13 protein-coding genes and 2 pseudogenes are annotated in these 17,773 nt (G+C 37.9%); 3 read left to right on the forward strand and 12 right to left on the reverse strand.

Going from position 1 to position 17,773, the window contains the following annotated elements:
- Window positions 1-305 (reverse strand): annotated as a pseudogene (locus F908_RS15580) (IS4 family transposase); the annotation flags it as partial.
- Between the two features lie 224 nt (window positions 306-529).
- Window positions 530-1,513: a potassium channel family protein gene (locus tag F908_RS08610; protein WP_005160483.1), complete on the reverse strand. Its 984-nt coding sequence runs from the start codon at window positions 1,511-1,513 to the stop codon at window positions 530-532.
- Between the two features lie 80 nt (window positions 1,514-1,593).
- On the opposite strand from F908_RS08610, the pseudogene F908_RS15950 reads away from it, so the two are divergent.
- Window positions 1,594-1,701 (forward strand): annotated as a pseudogene (locus F908_RS15950) (2-oxoglutarate/malate translocator); the annotation flags it as partial.
- A 47-nt stretch (window positions 1,702-1,748) separates the two neighbouring features.
- Here F908_RS15950 and F908_RS08615 read toward each other — a convergent pair.
- From F908_RS08615 to F908_RS08645, 7 genes are all read right to left on the reverse strand, one after another.
- Window positions 1,749-2,249 (reverse strand): hypothetical protein, encoded by a 501-nt coding sequence (locus F908_RS08615; protein ID WP_005160485.1) that lies wholly within the window; start codon window positions 2,247-2,249, stop codon window positions 1,749-1,751.
- A 10-nt stretch (window positions 2,250-2,259) separates the two neighbouring features.
- The gene (locus tag F908_RS08620; protein WP_005160487.1) at window positions 2,260-2,841 is read right to left on the reverse strand and encodes a hypothetical protein; all 582 of its coding nucleotides are present in this window, start codon (window positions 2,839-2,841) and stop codon (window positions 2,260-2,262) included.
- A 116-nt stretch (window positions 2,842-2,957) separates the two neighbouring features.
- The gene (locus F908_RS08625; RefSeq protein WP_005160489.1) at window positions 2,958-5,597 is read right to left on the reverse strand and encodes a bifunctional aconitate hydratase 2/2-methylisocitrate dehydratase; all 2,640 of its coding nucleotides are present in this window, start codon (window positions 5,595-5,597) and stop codon (window positions 2,958-2,960) included.
- Between the two features lie 258 nt (window positions 5,598-5,855).
- Complete coding sequence (locus tag F908_RS08630; protein WP_005160491.1) at window positions 5,856-6,215, reverse strand: hypothetical protein; 360 nt, start codon at window positions 6,213-6,215, stop codon at window positions 5,856-5,858.
- A gap of 103 nt (window positions 6,216-6,318) precedes the next feature.
- The gene (locus tag F908_RS08635; protein WP_005160501.1) at window positions 6,319-6,801 is read right to left on the reverse strand and encodes a DUF4124 domain-containing protein; all 483 of its coding nucleotides are present in this window, start codon (window positions 6,799-6,801) and stop codon (window positions 6,319-6,321) included.
- 131 nt (window positions 6,802-6,932) lie between these two features.
- Window positions 6,933-11,438, reverse strand: coding sequence for a translocation/assembly module TamB domain-containing protein (locus F908_RS08640; RefSeq protein ID WP_005160504.1), 4,506 nt, complete (start codon window positions 11,436-11,438; stop codon window positions 6,933-6,935).
- Between the two features lie 48 nt (window positions 11,439-11,486).
- Entirely contained in the window at window positions 11,487-14,213 is a 2,727-nt protein-coding gene (locus tag F908_RS08645) for an autotransporter assembly complex protein TamA (protein WP_005160507.1), read from the reverse strand.
- Window positions 14,214-14,375: 162 nt separating this feature from the next.
- On the opposite strand from F908_RS08645, the gene F908_RS08650 reads away from it, so the two are divergent.
- Both F908_RS08650 and coq7 read left to right on the forward strand, forming a co-directional pair.
- Window positions 14,376-15,695, forward strand: a complete 1,320-nt coding sequence (locus tag F908_RS08650; protein ID WP_005160511.1) for an MFS transporter — start codon at window positions 14,376-14,378, stop codon at window positions 15,693-15,695.
- 3 nt (window positions 15,696-15,698) lie between these two features.
- Window positions 15,699-16,334, forward strand: coding sequence for a 2-polyprenyl-3-methyl-6-methoxy-1,4-benzoquinone monooxygenase (gene coq7, locus F908_RS08655; protein ID WP_005160514.1), 636 nt, complete (start codon window positions 15,699-15,701; stop codon window positions 16,332-16,334).
- A 78-nt stretch (window positions 16,335-16,412) separates the two neighbouring features.
- Here the strand turns inward: coq7 and F908_RS08660 are convergent, their stop codons facing one another.
- Genes F908_RS08660 through folB form a run of 3 tightly spaced genes read right to left on the reverse strand, consistent with a single transcriptional unit; the run spans window position 16,413 to window position 17,762 of the window.
- Window positions 16,413-16,964, reverse strand: coding sequence for a DUF2799 domain-containing protein (locus F908_RS08660; protein ID WP_005160517.1), 552 nt, complete (start codon window positions 16,962-16,964; stop codon window positions 16,413-16,415).
- A gap of 26 nt (window positions 16,965-16,990) precedes the next feature.
- A complete protein-coding gene (locus F908_RS08665; RefSeq protein ID WP_005160519.1) occupies window positions 16,991-17,425 on the reverse strand; it encodes a 2-amino-4-hydroxy-6-hydroxymethyldihydropteridine diphosphokinase in 435 nt (144 codons plus the stop codon).
- Window positions 17,382-17,762, reverse strand: coding sequence for a dihydroneopterin aldolase (gene folB, locus F908_RS08670; protein ID WP_005160521.1), 381 nt, complete (start codon window positions 17,760-17,762; stop codon window positions 17,382-17,384). The genes F908_RS08665 and folB overlap by 44 nt, the downstream gene beginning before the upstream one ends.
- Between the last annotated feature and the right edge of the window lie 11 nt (window positions 17,763-17,773).

Genomic DNA, 17,773 nt, shown 5'->3' on the forward strand with positions numbered 1-17,773 from the left:
TCTCGTTTTCCCCATTTCCAGTTGGTTCTATCCAAAGTTAATTGGACTTTATCGAATGAAAATATATTGAAAATTAACTGAGAAATTTGACGATAATCGAAGTACTGATCTGCAAAGAAGCGTTGTATACGTCGATAAAATGATTGTGGTAAGCACTTGATGGGTAAGGCTTTAGATGCAGAAGAAAGATTACATGTCTGTTTTACAATTAATGCAAGCATAATCAGTGTAAAACATTTTACACGTGACTTGTTCCACTTTAGATATTTGTTTAAGATGAGATGTAACTCATTGAAATGTGTCATCATATTCGTCGTCAGAAAACAAGTATTATGCCATTATTTCAATGAGTTGTCTTTTTTTGTCGTGTACAAAGAAAATCAACATAAGAATAAATGCCGCACAACACAACATCAGTTTTTGACTCATATAATCTCCTCTAATTTTATTATTTTGTCTTAACATGACTCGATTCTTAAAATTGATCCTCAACTCTATTTTTCATTAAACTTGACAATAAACTTGAGGTTTATTCGGATAATTTTTCACCACAATGCGGACAGTAATGATATTTCTTTTTTTCCTGTTGTTGATCTTCAAGCAGCTTCTCCCTAACCAACTGGATGATAATTTCATGGGTCTGCTCTTTTGGTAAACCCACTTTTTTCCGAATTCGTTCAATTTCAACTTGGTCATGCAACAAGTCCAGCTCATCGGCTTGCAAGGCTTCACGAAACTCCTGTTCCAGTCTTTGATTGCGCTGGTTTAATTCATTTGCAAGACCTGAAGCCAAAATACCTGCGGGCAAAGCTGCAATACCAACACCCAGAATTGTAATGAATGCACCCAAGATACGACCCAAATTGGTTACAGGTGTTACATCACCATAACCCACTGTTGTCAATGTAACAACCGCCCACCACATTGCTTTTGGAATTGAGCTAAATGCTTCAGGCTGAGCTTTATTTTCCACCACATAAATTGCGGATGCCGTCATCACAATCATGATGACCAAAATGAAAATAACTGCTTGGAAAGAACCTTTTTCTCGTTGAATTACCCTTAATAATATCTGTAATGAAACAAAATATCGGGTCAGTTTGAGTAAGCGGAATAAACGTAGAACTCGTAAAAAACGCAAATCGATATGAACAAAGAAATTCAGATATGCAGGTAAAATCGCCATTAGGTCAATAATCGCCCCGCCACTTTTCATCCAGCGAAATCGTTGTTTCCATGCCGTTTCCTGTGGATTTTTCTCAACAATGCTCCATAGCCTTAATAAATACTCTCCACTAAAAATCAGGATTGAGATATTTTCAAACAAATCAAAATAAGGCTGATATAGCTTATACAAGTCATTTACTGACTCCAGTAGCACCGCTGCAACGTTGGCAATGATCAGGGAAATCAGTACATAGTTGACACAGGTACTTACTTTACTTTTATAGTCATCATCATGCAGATTGTTGTAAACAAACCGTCTTAGGCGTTGCCATGAAAATTGAGCCATACCATATTTATCGTTATATAAATCAGGCTAAAATGTATCATGTTGCCTGAGCGTTTGATAAGTGATTTGTATCATACTAAACCATTCTTAGCGCATGGTGGAAAGAGAACTTTGTCATGAGTGTCGTCAATATCATCATCTTTGTGGTGATTGGCGGACTGTGGTGGAAAGTGTTGGGTTATTGGTGATTAAATATAAGGAACATTACTGTACGAATAGAAATGTTCCTCTAAATTTAAATACCCAAATGTAGAACATACAAACTATTATTAGAATGAATGATCTTCTGCATAAGTTCTGCTAATATTTTAAATTGTCCTATCACGTCACTCTTTTGCATAATGATTTTTTCATAACCTGCTGTTTCTCGTAAAATACGATCAACATTTTCATTTGGGTCAATCACATCATCATATGCATGAACAAAAGTATATGCGCCTGTTAACGTTAAAACTTTTGGTGATAACTTTAAAACATTAACTAGACTAGAAAACAATTGAAATGCTTCTTTAGCCCCATCTCCATCAATCACTGTTACACCATAATAATTTAACCCAGTATGCCAAACTTTTAAACTTGGATTATAGGTAGGTATCCATTTTAAAAAATCATTAAAATAAACAATAAGATCATCATGGATTGAAACATCATAAGAAACCTTACCGACTAGCTCGCAGCAATCATCATAAGAGAATTCATTTTTATTCAATAAAACAAAATCATGTAGTAGTGGCATAAATAGAACCTCAGTTTAAATGGTAGTTTTCTCTATCAGTCAAAGCTTTCCACTCTTCATGGCTATAAAGCTTAAGATTCTTCAGTTGAGTACCTACTAATAAAAAGCGATCGTCCCATGTCAGTACTTCTCTACAGTCTTCTAAATTTTTGTTTGAAAAACAAGGAAATAAAGTCGGATTAAAATATATTAATCCAATTTCAAGTAAATGCTTAATCTCTTTAGGATTTTCAGGAATAGAGTGAAATACGGGTATATTTTCTATTAATTTGCGAGCAATTTCATGAGGTTCAGAATCTAAATCATCCAAATACCATTTTTGGTCATCACACCTCCATAAATAAGCAGTAAAACCATTTTGCTCAATCAGTAATGTCTCTGTAATTGCATTTGGTTCCTCATACCAAACAGAAAATGCTAAAGTTTTTGTCGGAATAATTGAAAATTTTGGCGGTTTTAAATAAGGATAATCCTTTAACATTAAAGAAACTAAATCTTTAATTGCTCTTTCTAGATCCTCAACCTTCTGATTTTTATGGATAATGTTAACTAGTTCAGAAATATTATCTCTTATCGTCAAAATACTTTTCATTTTATAAAAAATAAGGGCTGATTACTCAGCCCTTATTTTAGCTTTTTGCTCAAACAAAGCATAGCTTTGTTCTTGCGCTAGGGAAAAGCCTTTCGGCTTTTCTTGATCCTAGCTCATTAAGTCAATTGAGCAGCCTGAATCTTCTTGGTATCAACTTGATCAGCTTCTTTTGTATATTCACTCATCTTATCGAAGTTCAAGTATTTGTAGATGTCAGCAGAAGCGCTGTCAATTTGTGACGCGTACTGTTGATATTCTTCTGGGCTTGGTAATTTACCAAGAACAGCAGCGACAGATGCAAGCTCAGCAGAAGCCAAGTAAACGTTTGCACCTTGACCTAAACGGTTCGGGAAGTTACGCGTAGAAGTCGATACACAAGTCGTGTTCGGTGCTACGCGTGCTTGGTTACCCATACAGAGTGAACAGCCTGGCATTTCAGTACGTGCGCCTGATTTACCATAGATGTTATAGAAGCCTTCTTCCATCAACTGATGCTCATCCATACGCGTTGGTGGCGCAATCCAAAGACGAGTTGATAAAGAACCACCTGGTACTTGCTCAAGCAATTTACCTGCAGCACGGAAGTGACCGATGTTGGTCATACAAGAACCGATGAATACTTCATCAATTTTGTCGCCTTGAACTTCAGAAAGAAGTTTAGCATCATCTGGATCGTTCGGGCAGCAAAGAATTGGTTCTTTGATGTCAGCAAGATCGATTTCGTAAACTTTTAAGTATTCTGCATCAGCATCAGCTTTTAACAGGCTTGGGTTATCTAACCACTTCTGCATGTTTTCAGCACGGCGCGCTATTGTACGAGCATCGCCATAACCTTCTGCGATCATCCACTTCAACATGGTGATGTTAGAACGTAGGTATTCAGCAACTTTCTCTTCAGAAAGAGTGATTGAACAGCCCGCAGCAGAACGTTCAGCAGATGCATCAGAAAGCTCGAATGCTTGCTCAACAGTCAAGTCATTTTCCATTTCTGTTAAGTCGATCTCAAGGATACGACCAGAGAAGATGTTTTTCTTACCTTTCTTCTCTACAGTTAAGTCACCAGCTTTGATCGCATAGTAAGGAATCGCATGTACAAGGTCACGTAAAGTAATACCAGGCTGCATTTTACCTTTGAACTTAACAAGTACAGACTCAGGCATGTCAAGTGGCATAACACCAGTTGCAGCTGCGAACGCAACCAGACCAGAACCCGCTGGGAATGAAATACCGATTGGGAAACGAGTATGTGAGTCACCACCAGTACCTACTGTATCTGGAAGTAACATACGGTTTAACCAAGAGTGGATAATACCGTCACCTGGACGTAAAGATACACCACCACGGTTCATGATGAAGTCTGGTAATGTATGGTGAGTTGTTACGTCAACTGGTTTTGGATACGCAGCAGTGTGACAGAAAGACTGCATTACCAAGTCAGCTGAGAAGCCCAAGCACGCCAAGTCTTTTAACTCGTCACGAGTCATAGGACCAGTTGTATCTTGAGAACCAACAGTTGTCATCTTAGGTTCACAGTAAGTTCCTGGACGGATACCTTGACCTTCAGGAAGACCACATGCACGGCCAACCATCTTCTGAGCTTGTGTAAAGCCTTTACCAGTGTCAGCAGGTTGTACTGGAGTACGGAATAAAGTAGAAGGTGCAAGACCTAATTCTTCACGTGCTTTCGCAGTTAAACCACGACCAATGATCAAGTTAATACGACCACCAGCACGTACTTCGTCTAAAAGTACAGGCGTTTTAAGCTCAGCTTCTGCAATTTGTGCACCGTCTTTGAACGCAGTAACTTTTGCAGCAGTATGATCAATTTTCAATACAACTTCGTCGCCCATGTTCATGTTAGCAACGTCGATTTCAACAGGTAATGCACCTGCATCTTCCATTGTATTGAAGAAAATTGGAGCGATCTTAGAACCTAAGCACACACCACCATCTTTTTTATTTGGAATGTGTGGAAGTTCGTTACCGAAGAACCAAAGTACAGAGTTAGTTGCAGATTTACGGCTTGAACCCGTACCAACAACGTCACCCACGTAAGCAACTTGATTGCCTTTCGCGATCAATTCTTTGATTTGGCTTAATGGACCAACTTCACCTGGTTTTTCAGGGTTGATACCGTCACGCTCGTTTTTCAACATTGCATTTGCGTGTAATGGGATATCTGGACGGCTCCAAGCGTCTTGAGCTGGAGACAAGTCATCAGTATTCGTCTCACCTGTTACTTTAAACACAGTGATTTTGATTTCTTCTGGAACGTCAGCACGGCTTGTGAACCATTCTGCTTCAGCCCAAGATTGTAAAACAGCTTTAGCCGCAGCATTGCCAGCTTTTGCTTTGTCTGCTACGTCATGGAATGCATCAAATACAAGAAGAGTTTTCTTCAATGCTTCTGCAGCTAATTCAGCAAGCTCAGCATTGTCAAGAAGTTCAACTAAAGGAGCAACGTTATAACCACCAAGCATCGTACCTAGTAAGTAAACTGCACGCTCTTTAGTTACAAGTGGAGAAGTTGCTTCGCCTTTTGCTAGAGCAGCCAAGAAAGCAGCTTTAACATATGCAGCTTGGTCAACACCTGCTGGAACACGGTTTTCAAGCAAATCTACTAAAAATGCTTCTTCGCCTGCTGGTGGATTTTTTAATAAAGTTACAAGTTCAGCAGTTTGAGCATCATCAAGCGGCTTCGGTGGGACTCCGAGTGCGGCACGTTCTTCAACGTGTTGGCGGTAAGCTTCTAGCACAGTGTTATTCCTCTTTTTTAAAAAATTACTTGTAAGTTCCAGCTTGCTACAAGCTTTACAAGTAATATGGACAGCAAAATTTTACTAGACTTCGCGTTAAAAGTTAATGCAACTACCGTATTTCTACGTGATGCCCATTATTTTATAGCGAAATGTTCATCTCTTTTGAATACCGCTTTGGTCTTAGATCAAAGTTTAATAAAACAACAAATTACATGCATAAAAAAAGACAACTGATGTGTCTTTCAAATGAACCTATTAAAATGATTTATACTTTGGTAGCTGGTCATGTGGTGTTGCCAAGCATTGCTCAGTAAATTTCTGTTTCAACTGTTCACGTTCTGCATCAGGATTCGCCTTCAGTTGGTCGATTGGCATTGCATATACCGTTTCAATAATTTCAAAGATAAATTTACGTGTTGTTTCATCTTCAATTTTATCTGCATGTTCTTTTGCTTGCTTTTGTTCAATGCCATTTTGACGGTCCAAAGTAATTGAACGCGCTGCATTGCCCACACTGACACAATAACCATGCCACTGTTCTGCTGGAGTTAATTGCTTTTTATCTGCACAACCAACTAGCACCAAACCTATTGCAATCAAAAAAACTTTTTTCATCATCGTACTGCGATTAATTTGATGCACACATCATACTGAAAGTTGTTCATTTTGCAAAAAAGAAGCGTTTAAATCAGTATAAGCTGCAATAAAATAATACAAATCATTTACTGCATCGCATGCTATTACCCATTTTCTGACATTTACCGCCCGTAGAAGAAAGATAGGTTGTGCCAGCAACTAAATTATAAGGTTTACCTTTCGCATCCCAACATCTTACACCATTGCAATTCTTCACAGGGATCAGTGCTTCGCTAGCAACTGTAATGGTTGCATTTGAGGTTGCAGTAGTTGTACCTGTTGATTTCGCTGTTTGTGTTGTTACCGTTGGAACATTTTTTTGTTCTTTGTTATTGGTCACGGAAACATTTATCGCACTGGGAGTTGTCACTGTTGTATTTATATTTTTTTTAGTTGGATCAAGTTGAGGATCTTGCTTCTGAGTGGGTGGTGGTGTTGCAGAATAAGTCGTTACCCCTTTCGAATCGACCCATTTATAATACTCTTTTGCATGTGCTTGGAATGTAAAGCCGAGTAATATTAAGCCTATAGTTACCAAAAGTTGACTTAAAGTGACAGGTTTCATCCACTCTCTCTAAAAAATGTCATTAATCTATATATTTTTCAATATCTTATTTTTATTTTAGCATATTTTTAAAAATACCCAGCATAAAAAAACCTGCTTTATTTTCATAAAACAGGTTTTCTAAAAAAGTTTTAAAAACGCCAGTTGTAGAATACGTCAATGGCTCTCTCTAAAGATTGACTTGCTTCTAAGTATAAACGGCGATTCATTTGATAACGTAAGGTCAATTTATTTACAGGTGTAAACACGCCTATGCCATAACGAATAAACAGGTCTGGCGTGATATAGCCCGTTAAACTCACTTGAGTGTCATCACCTGTACCCTGTGCATCAAGTGCTAAACCACTGAGACCAAATGTTCGACCAATCTGATTCGTTAACGCCCGTGTTCCTCCTAAGCCCATACTGATGCCTGCGGCTGCAATGGTATTGTTTACATCAGATTTAAAGCCTTCTGTATTACTTAGGCCGCTACTTCCTTCATTGATACGACCTGTGACCAATGCATTCAATGCTTCTTGTTCAGATAAACCTGCATCATTATAAATTTGAACATTTGGAACGGTTGCTGTCCCAGTCACACGTAAACCAACAATACTACCTTGAACTGATTTATTCGCATCAATATCAAGTGTCGGATTCGCAAGTGGACCATTAAAACGTGCGATTGCTCGGTTCAAATCTAAGCTTTGACCATAAGCTTCAATCTTCACTTTCTGACTCACGCCAATTGCACCATTTGCTTGCATTGCAGTTTCTAAACCACGTTGTGATAAATGCAAGCGACCAACCAATGGAATATTACTTTCAAAACCTTGGAAGATCACTTGATTGCCTAATGTCAGTGTCATATCCGCGCGAATATCCCACGGTTTAGCTGCTTTTAATGTCGCAAGTAAATCTTGTCCTTGCTGTACGACTCGTACATCTGGTGAAATATTTACAACTGGTGCAGTAGTCTCTGGCATAGAAATACGAGCACGTGGTACATCAATCGTTCCTCTTAAACTAAATTGTTGTTTAAATGGGTAAACATCCAAATTTAAATCAGGTTGCACGATTGCCGTAATCATCGGCGCTTGGCGAATTAAAAGATTATCACCTTTCAAACTAAGCGCGAGATGAGGATCTTCTTTCCAATTGAAGCTCCCTTTTAATCGCCCAACCCCTTGTCCACTGTTGAACGCACCATCAATACTGGCTGAATCTTGTCGAATAGATGAATAAAGCTGAATGTTGTTTAAATTTACAGGCAGTGAAATCATACTAATTGCGCCATTTTTTAAGCGCATTTCACCTGTAAATTGTGGTTGAGTCAGTGTGCCATTAATTTTTCCAGCCAGTGCAAGCGTGCCCGCCATTGAACGCACATCTTTAATAAATGGCTTGAATACTTTGAGTTGTACATTATCAAAAGCAACTTCACCACGCATTGGCATTCCATTTTGAAATGGATTCACGATCACGTTAGCGTAACCTGTACCAATGTCGGGTGTTTTCATATCCACACGGAATAATAAGCCATCATTGACACTTTTCGCGATTAAACTCAATTCATCATAGGTGACTGTGGTCGCAATATCTTGAGGATCATCAGGTGCAAGGCCCAATGCTCCTTTACGAGTGACTAAACTTGCATCTAGTTTTGGGCGACTACCTTTAGCCCACGAAGCTCGAGCATAACCATTCAGTTGACCAGTAACTGCTAAACCTTCTGGCATAAATACCGCAAAATCATTTAAATCTAGATTTTTAGTAACAACTGAAAAATTACCTTTATTTTGGCTAATACGTGCCGATTGATCTAAACAAACCTGGCTATGCAGACTTTGCCAACAATGCTGTCCGATATAAAGTTCAGATTGGGCTGTAGAATAAATGATGGCTGCACTTTGATTTTGTACTAAATCAATACGGCGTGATTTAAAGTAACCTTTTTGTAATTGCCCTAACCATTCATTGTTCTGATTGAAACCACCTGCAAGCTGTACATAAAAATTAGATTGGCGATTATTACTTTCAACTTTTAATATATGTGCTTTGCGCGTGCCGCCTAAGTTAATCGTTGCATTTTCTATTTCACGATTACCACTTCGTAAATGATCAACTTTGGCAACTAATAATGTAGGTGTTGCTTCAGAAGTCGGCAATTCACCCTGAATACGCAGTGATTTAACGCTTGCCACATCCTTGAATGCGAAATTATCCACGGCAATATTTGCAGTTGCTTTTAAACGTGGTTGTGATTGAACGTTTAAAACGCCGTAGGCACGACCTTGCAAACCTGGATAAATCTCATACAAGGCTGGAGCATTTAGTTTCACTCTTAAACTTTGTGCATTGCCTGTGGCTTGTAACTGGTTCTGAGCATAGGCAAAAAATAAGTTATTGGCTTCAAACTGTTGCGGTAAAAAACCTTTCTGGTTGGAGTCTAACAACAAAGTAAGGTTACCACGACCACGAACAGGTTTATTATTCAGAAAACCTGCCGCGTTTAAATCCCGAATATCGATGCGCTTCAGCTTTTCAGACCAAACACCTTGTGTTTTAACATGCCCTGAGAGTTCACCTTTAAGTGTTGAAACAAAATACTGTGGTTTGAAGCGTACTAAAGATGCATTGATATCCCAACCAAGTTTATTTTTTAGGTTCACAGCACCTGTAGCAAAAATCTTACCTGCCACACCATCATGTTTTAACTCATTAATTTTTATATATTCTGGTGTTCCTGCCACGTTGATTTTCAACAGTCCATTGCCTTGATTTAATGCATTTAATGAACCGTTGTAATCAACTGCAAAACTTTTAAAACCTCCACCAGACTTCTGATCATTAAACATTAAAGCGGCTGTACTTTTGCCTTTTAATGCAACGGTTTCTATACGATCTGACTGAACAATTTGACCTTTTAAATCAATACGATCAAATTGAATGATCTGTTGATTCGGTTTTGCAAAACCAGTTGCTTTAATATCGCCATTTAATAAATTAACAGGTGCAGTAGCAACGACTGTTTGTGGATTAAAATTCTTGGCTTTAAGCTGAGCCTGCCAGGCTAACTGTTGCTTTTCAGTAGGTAGTTTAACTTTTGCTTGCCCAGATAAACTCCCTTTCGCAGCCTGATAACGAAAGTTTTCAACATTCAGTAGATTTGATTTTATATCAAGACGGGCATCATATTTACCCGTTGGTAGTAATGCTTTCTCATGAGGTTTCACTGTTGTAGAAACATAGATATCTTGTTGTCCTTGTTTTAAGGCGATGTCGGTATGACCGTCCTCGCTAGTCAACCAACCAATATAAGGAACTGCCCGATCTATATTTTTCCATGCCACATTTAATAGCATCGGCTGTGGTGTGTGATCTTTCGATGCAGCTTGATTGAGTTTAACCGCCCAAGTTTCATATTGATCAAAAGCAAGCTGTGCACTTAAAGCTAAACCTTTTTCCATAGACCCAGATGAACTTAAATGAGCATCTAAATTAGGCGGTAAAAAATCCTTTGCGATTTGCGGAACAGTTTTATCTTTAGGGTTTAAATGATCCAAACGACCTTGAATATCCCATGAAACATGCTCATGCCAATTGACTAAACCTTTGAGCGCAATAGATCCACCCATTAACTGACCATTAAAGTCTTGAATATTCAATTGATTCTTTAGATCTGTCTCCATTAAAGCATTGTATTTACCTTCGGGGATTTGCTCACCTGTCAAATCGGTATCTAGATTTAAAACCAATTTTCGAATATCGCCGCTAAATCTTGCAACACCATCTTTGGCAAATAATTTCTGTTCTTGCAACAAAGGTAAATGATAATTTTTAAAAAGCAGTTCGCCTTGCATCGGTACGTGATCACGCACTGGGTGTATAACAGCCCAACCTGTTAATAAATCTGGGGTCTGTGTTGCGACACCTGCTTTTAATGTATCTAAAGATCCGGCCGCAACAACTTTAATAGTATGAATATTTAAACTTTTTAACGATGGAATAATTAGATCTGCTTTCGCATGAATTGGATATTTACCACTAAAATCCATTTTCCCTGTGGCGTGTTGGACTGCCAAATATCCCATATCCATTTTAGAATCCTTAAACTCTAATTTGGTTCCAGACCATAGGGCATCTTTCAAGTAAATATCATTAAAACCAACTTTCGATGTTTGAGTTTTAATCTCAAGATGATCAAGAGTTGCTTCATCTACACGCAATACGAATGGAAGTTTGATTGCATCAAAGGCAAATGGCTTACCTGAAGGCGATTTTTTGTTGATCACCTTCAGATTACGTACATCAGCATGACTTAAATGTATTTCTTTATTTAAGATTGCGCGCCAACCAAGAGAAACATCAGCACGATCCAAAGTAACATCTACAGCTTTTAATTGAACTAAAACATTCTTAAGGATGATTCCTCTGAGTAAATTTCCACCCTCATATTCATAACGAATCATTTTTTGGCTTTGCAGTACCCGATCTAATAAAAAACGACTACCTTTGTCGGTAGAAATCATAACGATTAAAGAGCTAACCAATAACAAAAGTATGATCGACAAAATTAAAGCAACACTTCTCACGATGCGTCGTTCTGGTCTTGGTCCAACTGGTGGCGTTAGTTGTGGTTCTACTTCCGTCATAATCAACCTAAAATTGTTTGAGCTTTTCTAAAGGATGTTTTTAAATTATTAAAGCTGTGAGCCGATGAAAAAATGTAATCGGATCGGGTTATTGTCATTGGAAATACCAGATGCCACATCAAGCCGTATTGGTCCTATTGGTGATCTCCAACGGATACCAACACCAATACTATATTCGGTTGGGTTACTAAACTGTTTGTCATATGAATTACCAAAATCAGAGAAAATTGCTGCTCGCCAACCATCTTTAAACTGATAATTGTACTCTAAAGATCCTACGCCTAAAGCTTGTCCACCGATTTTAAAACCGTTCTCCTCTGGCGAAAGACTTTTGTAATCGAAACCGCGTAAGGACTGGTCTCCACCTGTAAAGAAACGGAGGTTATAAGGCACTTTTTTAAAATCATCTGTGAAAATATAACTGGTGTCCGCTCGACCTACAAATTGGTGATTTTCATTTTCACCCAATGAATAAATAAAACGCCATCCACCTGTCAAAATTGCCATATTTGCATTTGATAATAATGACTCTGTCCCTAATTCAAGCTTGTATGTTTGCTTAAAACCTTTGGTTGGATTCAAGAGGGAATTACTATTGGTCTTAGAAAGTTCATATCCAAATAACAAGGATTCTTGTTCCGAATCAATCCCTGATACTTTAAAAGCGTCAGGTAATTGATTGATATCAATATCACCTTTTTTAGTTAGGCGATCTAAACGGTAACGTAAACCAATGATGTGTTGCCAATCACCCAAAGGATTTTTAATAACACGTTCACCACCTAAAACAGCGGACTCAACCAATAAATTAATATCTGGGCCAATGTCATTGCGCTCTTCACGCTCGTAACCACCGACAACATTAAAATAATCATTTAACGGATGTTTATAAGGAATGCTATATCGCCCATCTATAGATTGACGAATTTGTGACACCTCAATGTTGGCATCAAATGCATGACCATACTTATTTACAATTGCTCGTCTGTATTGACTACGCAAACGAGCACCCGTGTCTGTACCGTAACCAATACCAGTTTCTAAACTATTCAAACGGTCGGCATTAAGCGTTACTACGACTGGAATTTTTTTCTCAATTCTCGTTTGCTCTTCTAATTTCTGGCGTTCATCTTCTTCATCATCATGTTCATGTGATAAGGGCATAGAGCGTGCTAGAGCATAGGCTTGAGGGGGTTGACCTCCAGAGAATTGTGTTTCATCAACGACATTTTGCGTCACTTGTTGTGCAGAAGTTACTTTTTGTCTTGCCAATTCTGCTTTCTGTTGACTATTTAGCAATTGAGATTGTTGGATTTTCTGTTGATCGACTAAAGCTTGAAGATCTGGCGCTAACTCTAAAGTAGGCTGAACTGGATCAGGTTTAATCGTATCTACCAATGTGTAATTAAAGTAACGTGTATTCGTTAAGTTATTTGCTAAGGCATTTACACGCCAAAATGCATAGTCATCACCCTCTTTCCAAGGTGCCAAACTATCTAAAACTTTTTGAGTTAAAGGCAATGGCTTAGTTGGATCGCTCATACGATACTCAACTTGTTTAAGTTTATATCGCTCGCCCGTCTCATATTTTAGATTAATTTCAGCTACTTTTTCTGGCTGGGTAATTTTGACATCATGCAAACGCCAATAACTATCAAAAAAACCGTTATCCGATGCAGCATTCACTATCTTTGTTTTTGTTGTTTCATATTTACCGTGATTAAAGATATCCCCTTTTTCTTGTTCTGGGATCAAGCGTAAAACTTGGAAGTGAGGCAGGTTTTCACCCGCACCAGAAAATTCAATATTTTGCTCTTTAATACGGACGGGTTCATTCGGTGTGACGATGACTTTAACTTTATTATCACTTACCCTTTCAAATTTATACGTGGCATTATAGTAGCCTACAGCTTGTGCAGCCTGATTGGTCAACACTCTTAACTGAGGTAAAGCGGTGTTAAAGTCTTCAAAAGATTCTTGAGTAAAACTTGATAGTTTTGCTTTTATATTTGCAGCCAACGCAGGAGGCGCGCCAGCGACATCAGCAGTAATACGCGGAATTTTCTCTGCACCCATCAAACTATCTGGGTGAAAACGATTCCATATTTTTCGGAAGAAACCGACTTTTTCTTTAGGCTGATCACTTTGTGTTTGAAACTCTGGTAGTGTTCTACCCGTTTCATTTGCTTCAACGACAATCTTACTGTCGGTTTGAATATCTTGCATCAGCCGATTAATATCCACTGGAGCCTTAGTAATTTCTATCAGTTCAGGCGGTGAAATGTCTTTAACAACTGTTGGTGGATTTTTTGACGTACTTTCTCGATAAGCTTGGGCCTCATTTTTTGCATTCTCAGCCTCACGAAAAATTTCATTCGCCATTGTTTGGTCAACAGGGATAACTGGCAAATTTTCTAAATTATCATCAAGCTGAATCGGTTTTAATTCATTAATCTGATTATTAGACTGCTCTTGCTGTTTCAATGCCAACAAGCTGTCTTGTTCGGCTTGATTAGCAAGAGACTGATTTGTACTGCTTGATAAAACAGTTGATGTATCCTCAGTACTTTGATCAGATTTAACTTGATTCAAAGACTGTTGGTCTAGGGTTTTATTATTTGATGTATCTGTTAATTGTTCTTGCGCACAAGCAGCTGATATACAAGAAGTAATTAAAAAAGTGCTACAAATAAGTTTAGGAAAGCTCTGCATTTTAAATATTAAATGCATAGAATGAACCAACGTTAACTGTTTAAAATTAGCTTTAGATGACATGTAGAACTCTAAACTTATTTTTAATTTATCATTTGTGACTGGTGAAAATACTTCAAATCTTTGATTTTCATCCAATCAAATATCAAAGTATCATACATGCATTTTGTAGCATTTTTACAGTACGTCACATTTTTTTATAAAACACAATGAAGTGAACACACAATGAAACAAGATGAGCGCTTAATGACATCACGTCGGTTTGCACCGATGTTTTTCACTCAGTTTTTTGGAGCCTTAAATGATAATGTTTTTAAGCAAGCTCTACTTTTAGTGATCACTTATGGTTGGATTCAGCAACAAAGTGCTCCCGTCAGTACACTCAATAATCTAGCTGCCTTATTATTTATCTTGCCTTACTTTTTCTTTTCTGCAACTGCTGGGCAAATTGCTGATAAATATGAAAGATCTCAACTCATTCGCTTTATAAAAATATTAGAAATTATCATTATGTTGATTGGAACCGCGGGGTTCTTGCTTGGAAATTTATGGTTACTACTTTTTGCATTATTTCTGATGGGAACGCACTCAACTTGTTTTGGTCCAATCAAATATGCAATTTTACCAGAAATTCTAAAACAAGAAGAATTGATGTCGGGTAATGCACTTTTCCAATCAGGTACATCGATCGCAATATTATTAGGAATGATTCTTGGAGGTGCAGTCATTGCATCATCGGAAGGAAATTTATTGTGGATTAGTGTCACTGTTGTCATCATAGCTTGCTTAGGCTATTTATGTAGCCGATTTATTTTACCTCAAAAGGTTGCAGCGCCAGATTTACAAATTGACTGGAATTTTTTTCGTACAAGTTTTCAAACTTTAAAATATGCTAGAAGCCTTCCGATCATATTTATTGTTTTGCTCGGTAATTCTTGGTATTGGTTTTATGGCGCAACCTATTTAACTCAAATTCCTCAATTGACCCAACAAAACCTGCATGCTTCTGAAAACGTTGTCAGCCTACTTCTCACCTTTTTCTCTGTTGGCATTGGTGTAGGTTCATTACTGTGCAGACGTATCGGTGGTACAGAGATCAATATTAAAATGGTACCTTACGGTGCGATTGGGTTAACGATCTTTGCTTTGTATTTAGCAGCGAGCCTATCTTTTGTTCCTGAACGAACTGGCGATTTACTGAGTTTAAAAGATATTTTTACCCAAGGTGCCGTGTACTATCATGTCATGCTTGCCGTGACTTTATTAGGTATTAGTGGTGGATTTTATATTGTGCCGCTATATGCAATGATGCAAGCTTACTCACCACGTTCTCACCGTGCACGTGTGGTTGCCGCAAATAATATTCTAAATGCTGTATTTATGGTTTCTTCTGCAGTTTTCTCAATTTTAATCTTAAGCATTTTAAAAATTGATATTAAAATATTATTTACGATTACTGCAGTTTTAAGTGCTATTTTCTCATTTTGGTTATTAAAGCGTTTAAAACCATTGTTGGAAAATGCACCCAATACTTTAGAGGATTAATATATGCGTCATTTTACAGGTATCGATAAACTTATTAATTCTTTTGATCAGGCTTTGCGTAGCTTAGTGCCAGGGGCAACTGCTGCTCAACGATCCAATCCAGCAAATTCAGAACCTTCACAATTATGTGTTAGCGATGCTCGTCATGTAGCAGGTTTAATGCGTGTCAATCATAGTGGCGAAGTCTGTGCGCAAGCGCTTTATCACGGTCAGGCGCTCACTGCAAAGCTGCCTCATGTTCGAGAAGAAATGCAACAAGCTGCGATAGAAGAACAAGATCATCTGGCTTGGTGTGAAGATCGTTTAAAAGAATTAGACAGTCATACGAGCTTACTCAATCCAATTTGGTATGGTCTATCTTATGGTATGGGCGCAATAGCAGGTATTGCAGGTGACAAATATAGCTTAGGTTTTGTCGCTGAAACGGAACGTCAAGTCAGCCAACATCTACAGGAACATATTCAACAACTTCCATCTCATGATGATCGTTCACGTAAAATTTTAGAACAAATGAATGAAGATGAATTACACCACCGCGATACAGCCTTAAAGGCTGGAGGTGTTGATCTACCTGTACCTGTGCGTATTACCATGACAGCTATATCAAAATTAATGACTAAAACCAGTTATTATTTATAAATAAAAAAGGGGAAATTGTAACTTCATCATTCCCCTTTTTTTATTACTTCAATCAATTTAAATAATTCTATTTAAAAATTAGCGCAAACCACGTTCAGCTTTAAAACGTTCCAAATTTCGAACTGCATCTTGATAACGTGATTGAACTCTGCTGCTATTGATGCGCAAATCATATAAACGTTTTCTATAATCATCACGATCCTTAACAGATAAGTCTTTACGCTCTAACTCTTTTAAATAATAGTTAATATCATTTTGTGAGCGATCAAATTCCGCGTTTGCTTGGTAGTAGCCATTTGCAACTTGATAATATATTCGCAAAGACTCACGTTTGTCTAAAGGACAAATACGAAAATCACCACGCCCTTCTAACGCTTCATTAAAAATAGTTTCTGGTCGACAGTAATAGCCCAAACCTTTTTGGTAACCTTGTTCATAAAGCTTTTGATTCGGCACAATATTGGCTTTTTGACAAGAAGAATAATATTTATCTAATCGAGATTCCCGTCCTGCTGCACCATCTTTTTCTCCAACATTAAACCAATTTGCAGTTTTACATTGTTCAACACTCATGGCAGCACAGCCTGAAAGTAAAATTGTAAAACCTACTAACAACGAAATTTTATTCATGGAATATTGTTCCTATTATTATAGTGTTAGATAGAAATAACGGGATAAGAATTTTTCCTATCGTAATCTAAATCTGGAACCTGCCACAAATCATAAAGTGGAATTTTAACATCTAAGGCTAATGGTAACTTTTTTGGATTAAATTGCATATCTTCTAAAGTCTCCCCCCAAGCAATCACATCAATATCCAAGCTAATATTATGTGATGGACGAACTCGACCAGATTGTGCTTCTAAGTTTTTCAGGGTTTCAGTGATCTCATCAACATTCAGTCGACTTTTTAATAAACAAGCTGAATTCCAATAATCGGCACCAACACGATCCCGACATGGGATTCTATAAATTGAAGAAAATTCCACTATACCTAAGCTTAATATCTGTTGATAAGCAAAAGTGAAATTTTGTTTTTGTTTGAGGTTACTCGCCAATGCGAGCGCAAAAATTGTTTCTGTTGCGTTCAAGGCGAATTCCTACTGCATTGGCTTGTGCAATGATGGCGGGTTTGCGAATGGTGATACTAATCGATTCGATCGTGGGGAAAGTCGTAAATAAACATTCAAGTACCAATTGTGCGGCGTGCTCAATCAGTTTCGGTTTAGCCTCTTGTATAACTTGGGCTGCAAGCTCACATATTTGCGCATAGTTGAGCGTATCTTCCAACTCATCCGAGTATGCAGCTTGTGATAGATCATTATGAATGATGAGATCTAGCATCAAAGGTTGAATAATTTGGCGTTCCCAGTTGAAACAGCCAACCACAGTATCCACCTTCAACCCTTCAATTATAATGGCATCCATAATGACCTAAT

The sequence above is a fragment of the Acinetobacter sp. NIPH 284 genome (assembly GCF_000369425.1).
Classification (GTDB): Bacteria; Pseudomonadota; Gammaproteobacteria; order Pseudomonadales; family Moraxellaceae; genus Acinetobacter.

Bases quoted from the DNA above. Each gene is read 5' to 3' on its own strand.
- F908_RS08645 (WP_005160507.1), bottom strand. From the start codon at position 14,213: ATGTCATCTAAAGCTAATTTTAAACAGTTAACGTTGGTTCATTCTATG.
- coq7 (WP_005160514.1), top strand. From the start codon at position 15,699: ATGCGTCATTTTACAGGTATCGATAAACTTATTAATTCTTTTGATCAG.
- F908_RS08635 (WP_005160501.1), bottom strand. From the start codon at position 6,801: ATGAAACCTGTCACTTTAAGTCAACTTTTGGTAACTATAGGCTTAATA.
- F908_RS08660 (WP_005160517.1), bottom strand. From the start codon at position 16,964: ATGAATAAAATTTCGTTGTTAGTAGGTTTTACAATTTTACTTTCAGGC.
- F908_RS08640 (WP_005160504.1), bottom strand. From the start codon at position 11,438: ATGACGGAAGTAGAACCACAACTAACGCCACCAGTTGGACCAAGACCA.
- F908_RS08615 (WP_005160485.1), bottom strand. From the start codon at position 2,249: ATGCCACTACTACATGATTTTGTTTTATTGAATAAAAATGAATTCTCT.
- F908_RS08650 (WP_005160511.1), top strand. From the start codon at position 14,376: ATGAAACAAGATGAGCGCTTAATGACATCACGTCGGTTTGCACCGATG.
- F908_RS08630 (WP_005160491.1), bottom strand. From the start codon at position 6,215: ATGAAAAAAGTTTTTTTGATTGCAATAGGTTTGGTGCTAGTTGGTTGT.
- F908_RS08620 (WP_005160487.1), bottom strand. From the start codon at position 2,841: ATGAAAAGTATTTTGACGATAAGAGATAATATTTCTGAACTAGTTAAC.
- F908_RS08610 (WP_005160483.1), bottom strand. From the start codon at position 1,513: ATGGCTCAATTTTCATGGCAACGCCTAAGACGGTTTGTTTACAACAAT.
- folB (WP_005160521.1), bottom strand. From the start codon at position 17,762: ATGGATGCCATTATAATTGAAGGGTTGAAGGTGGATACTGTGGTTGGC.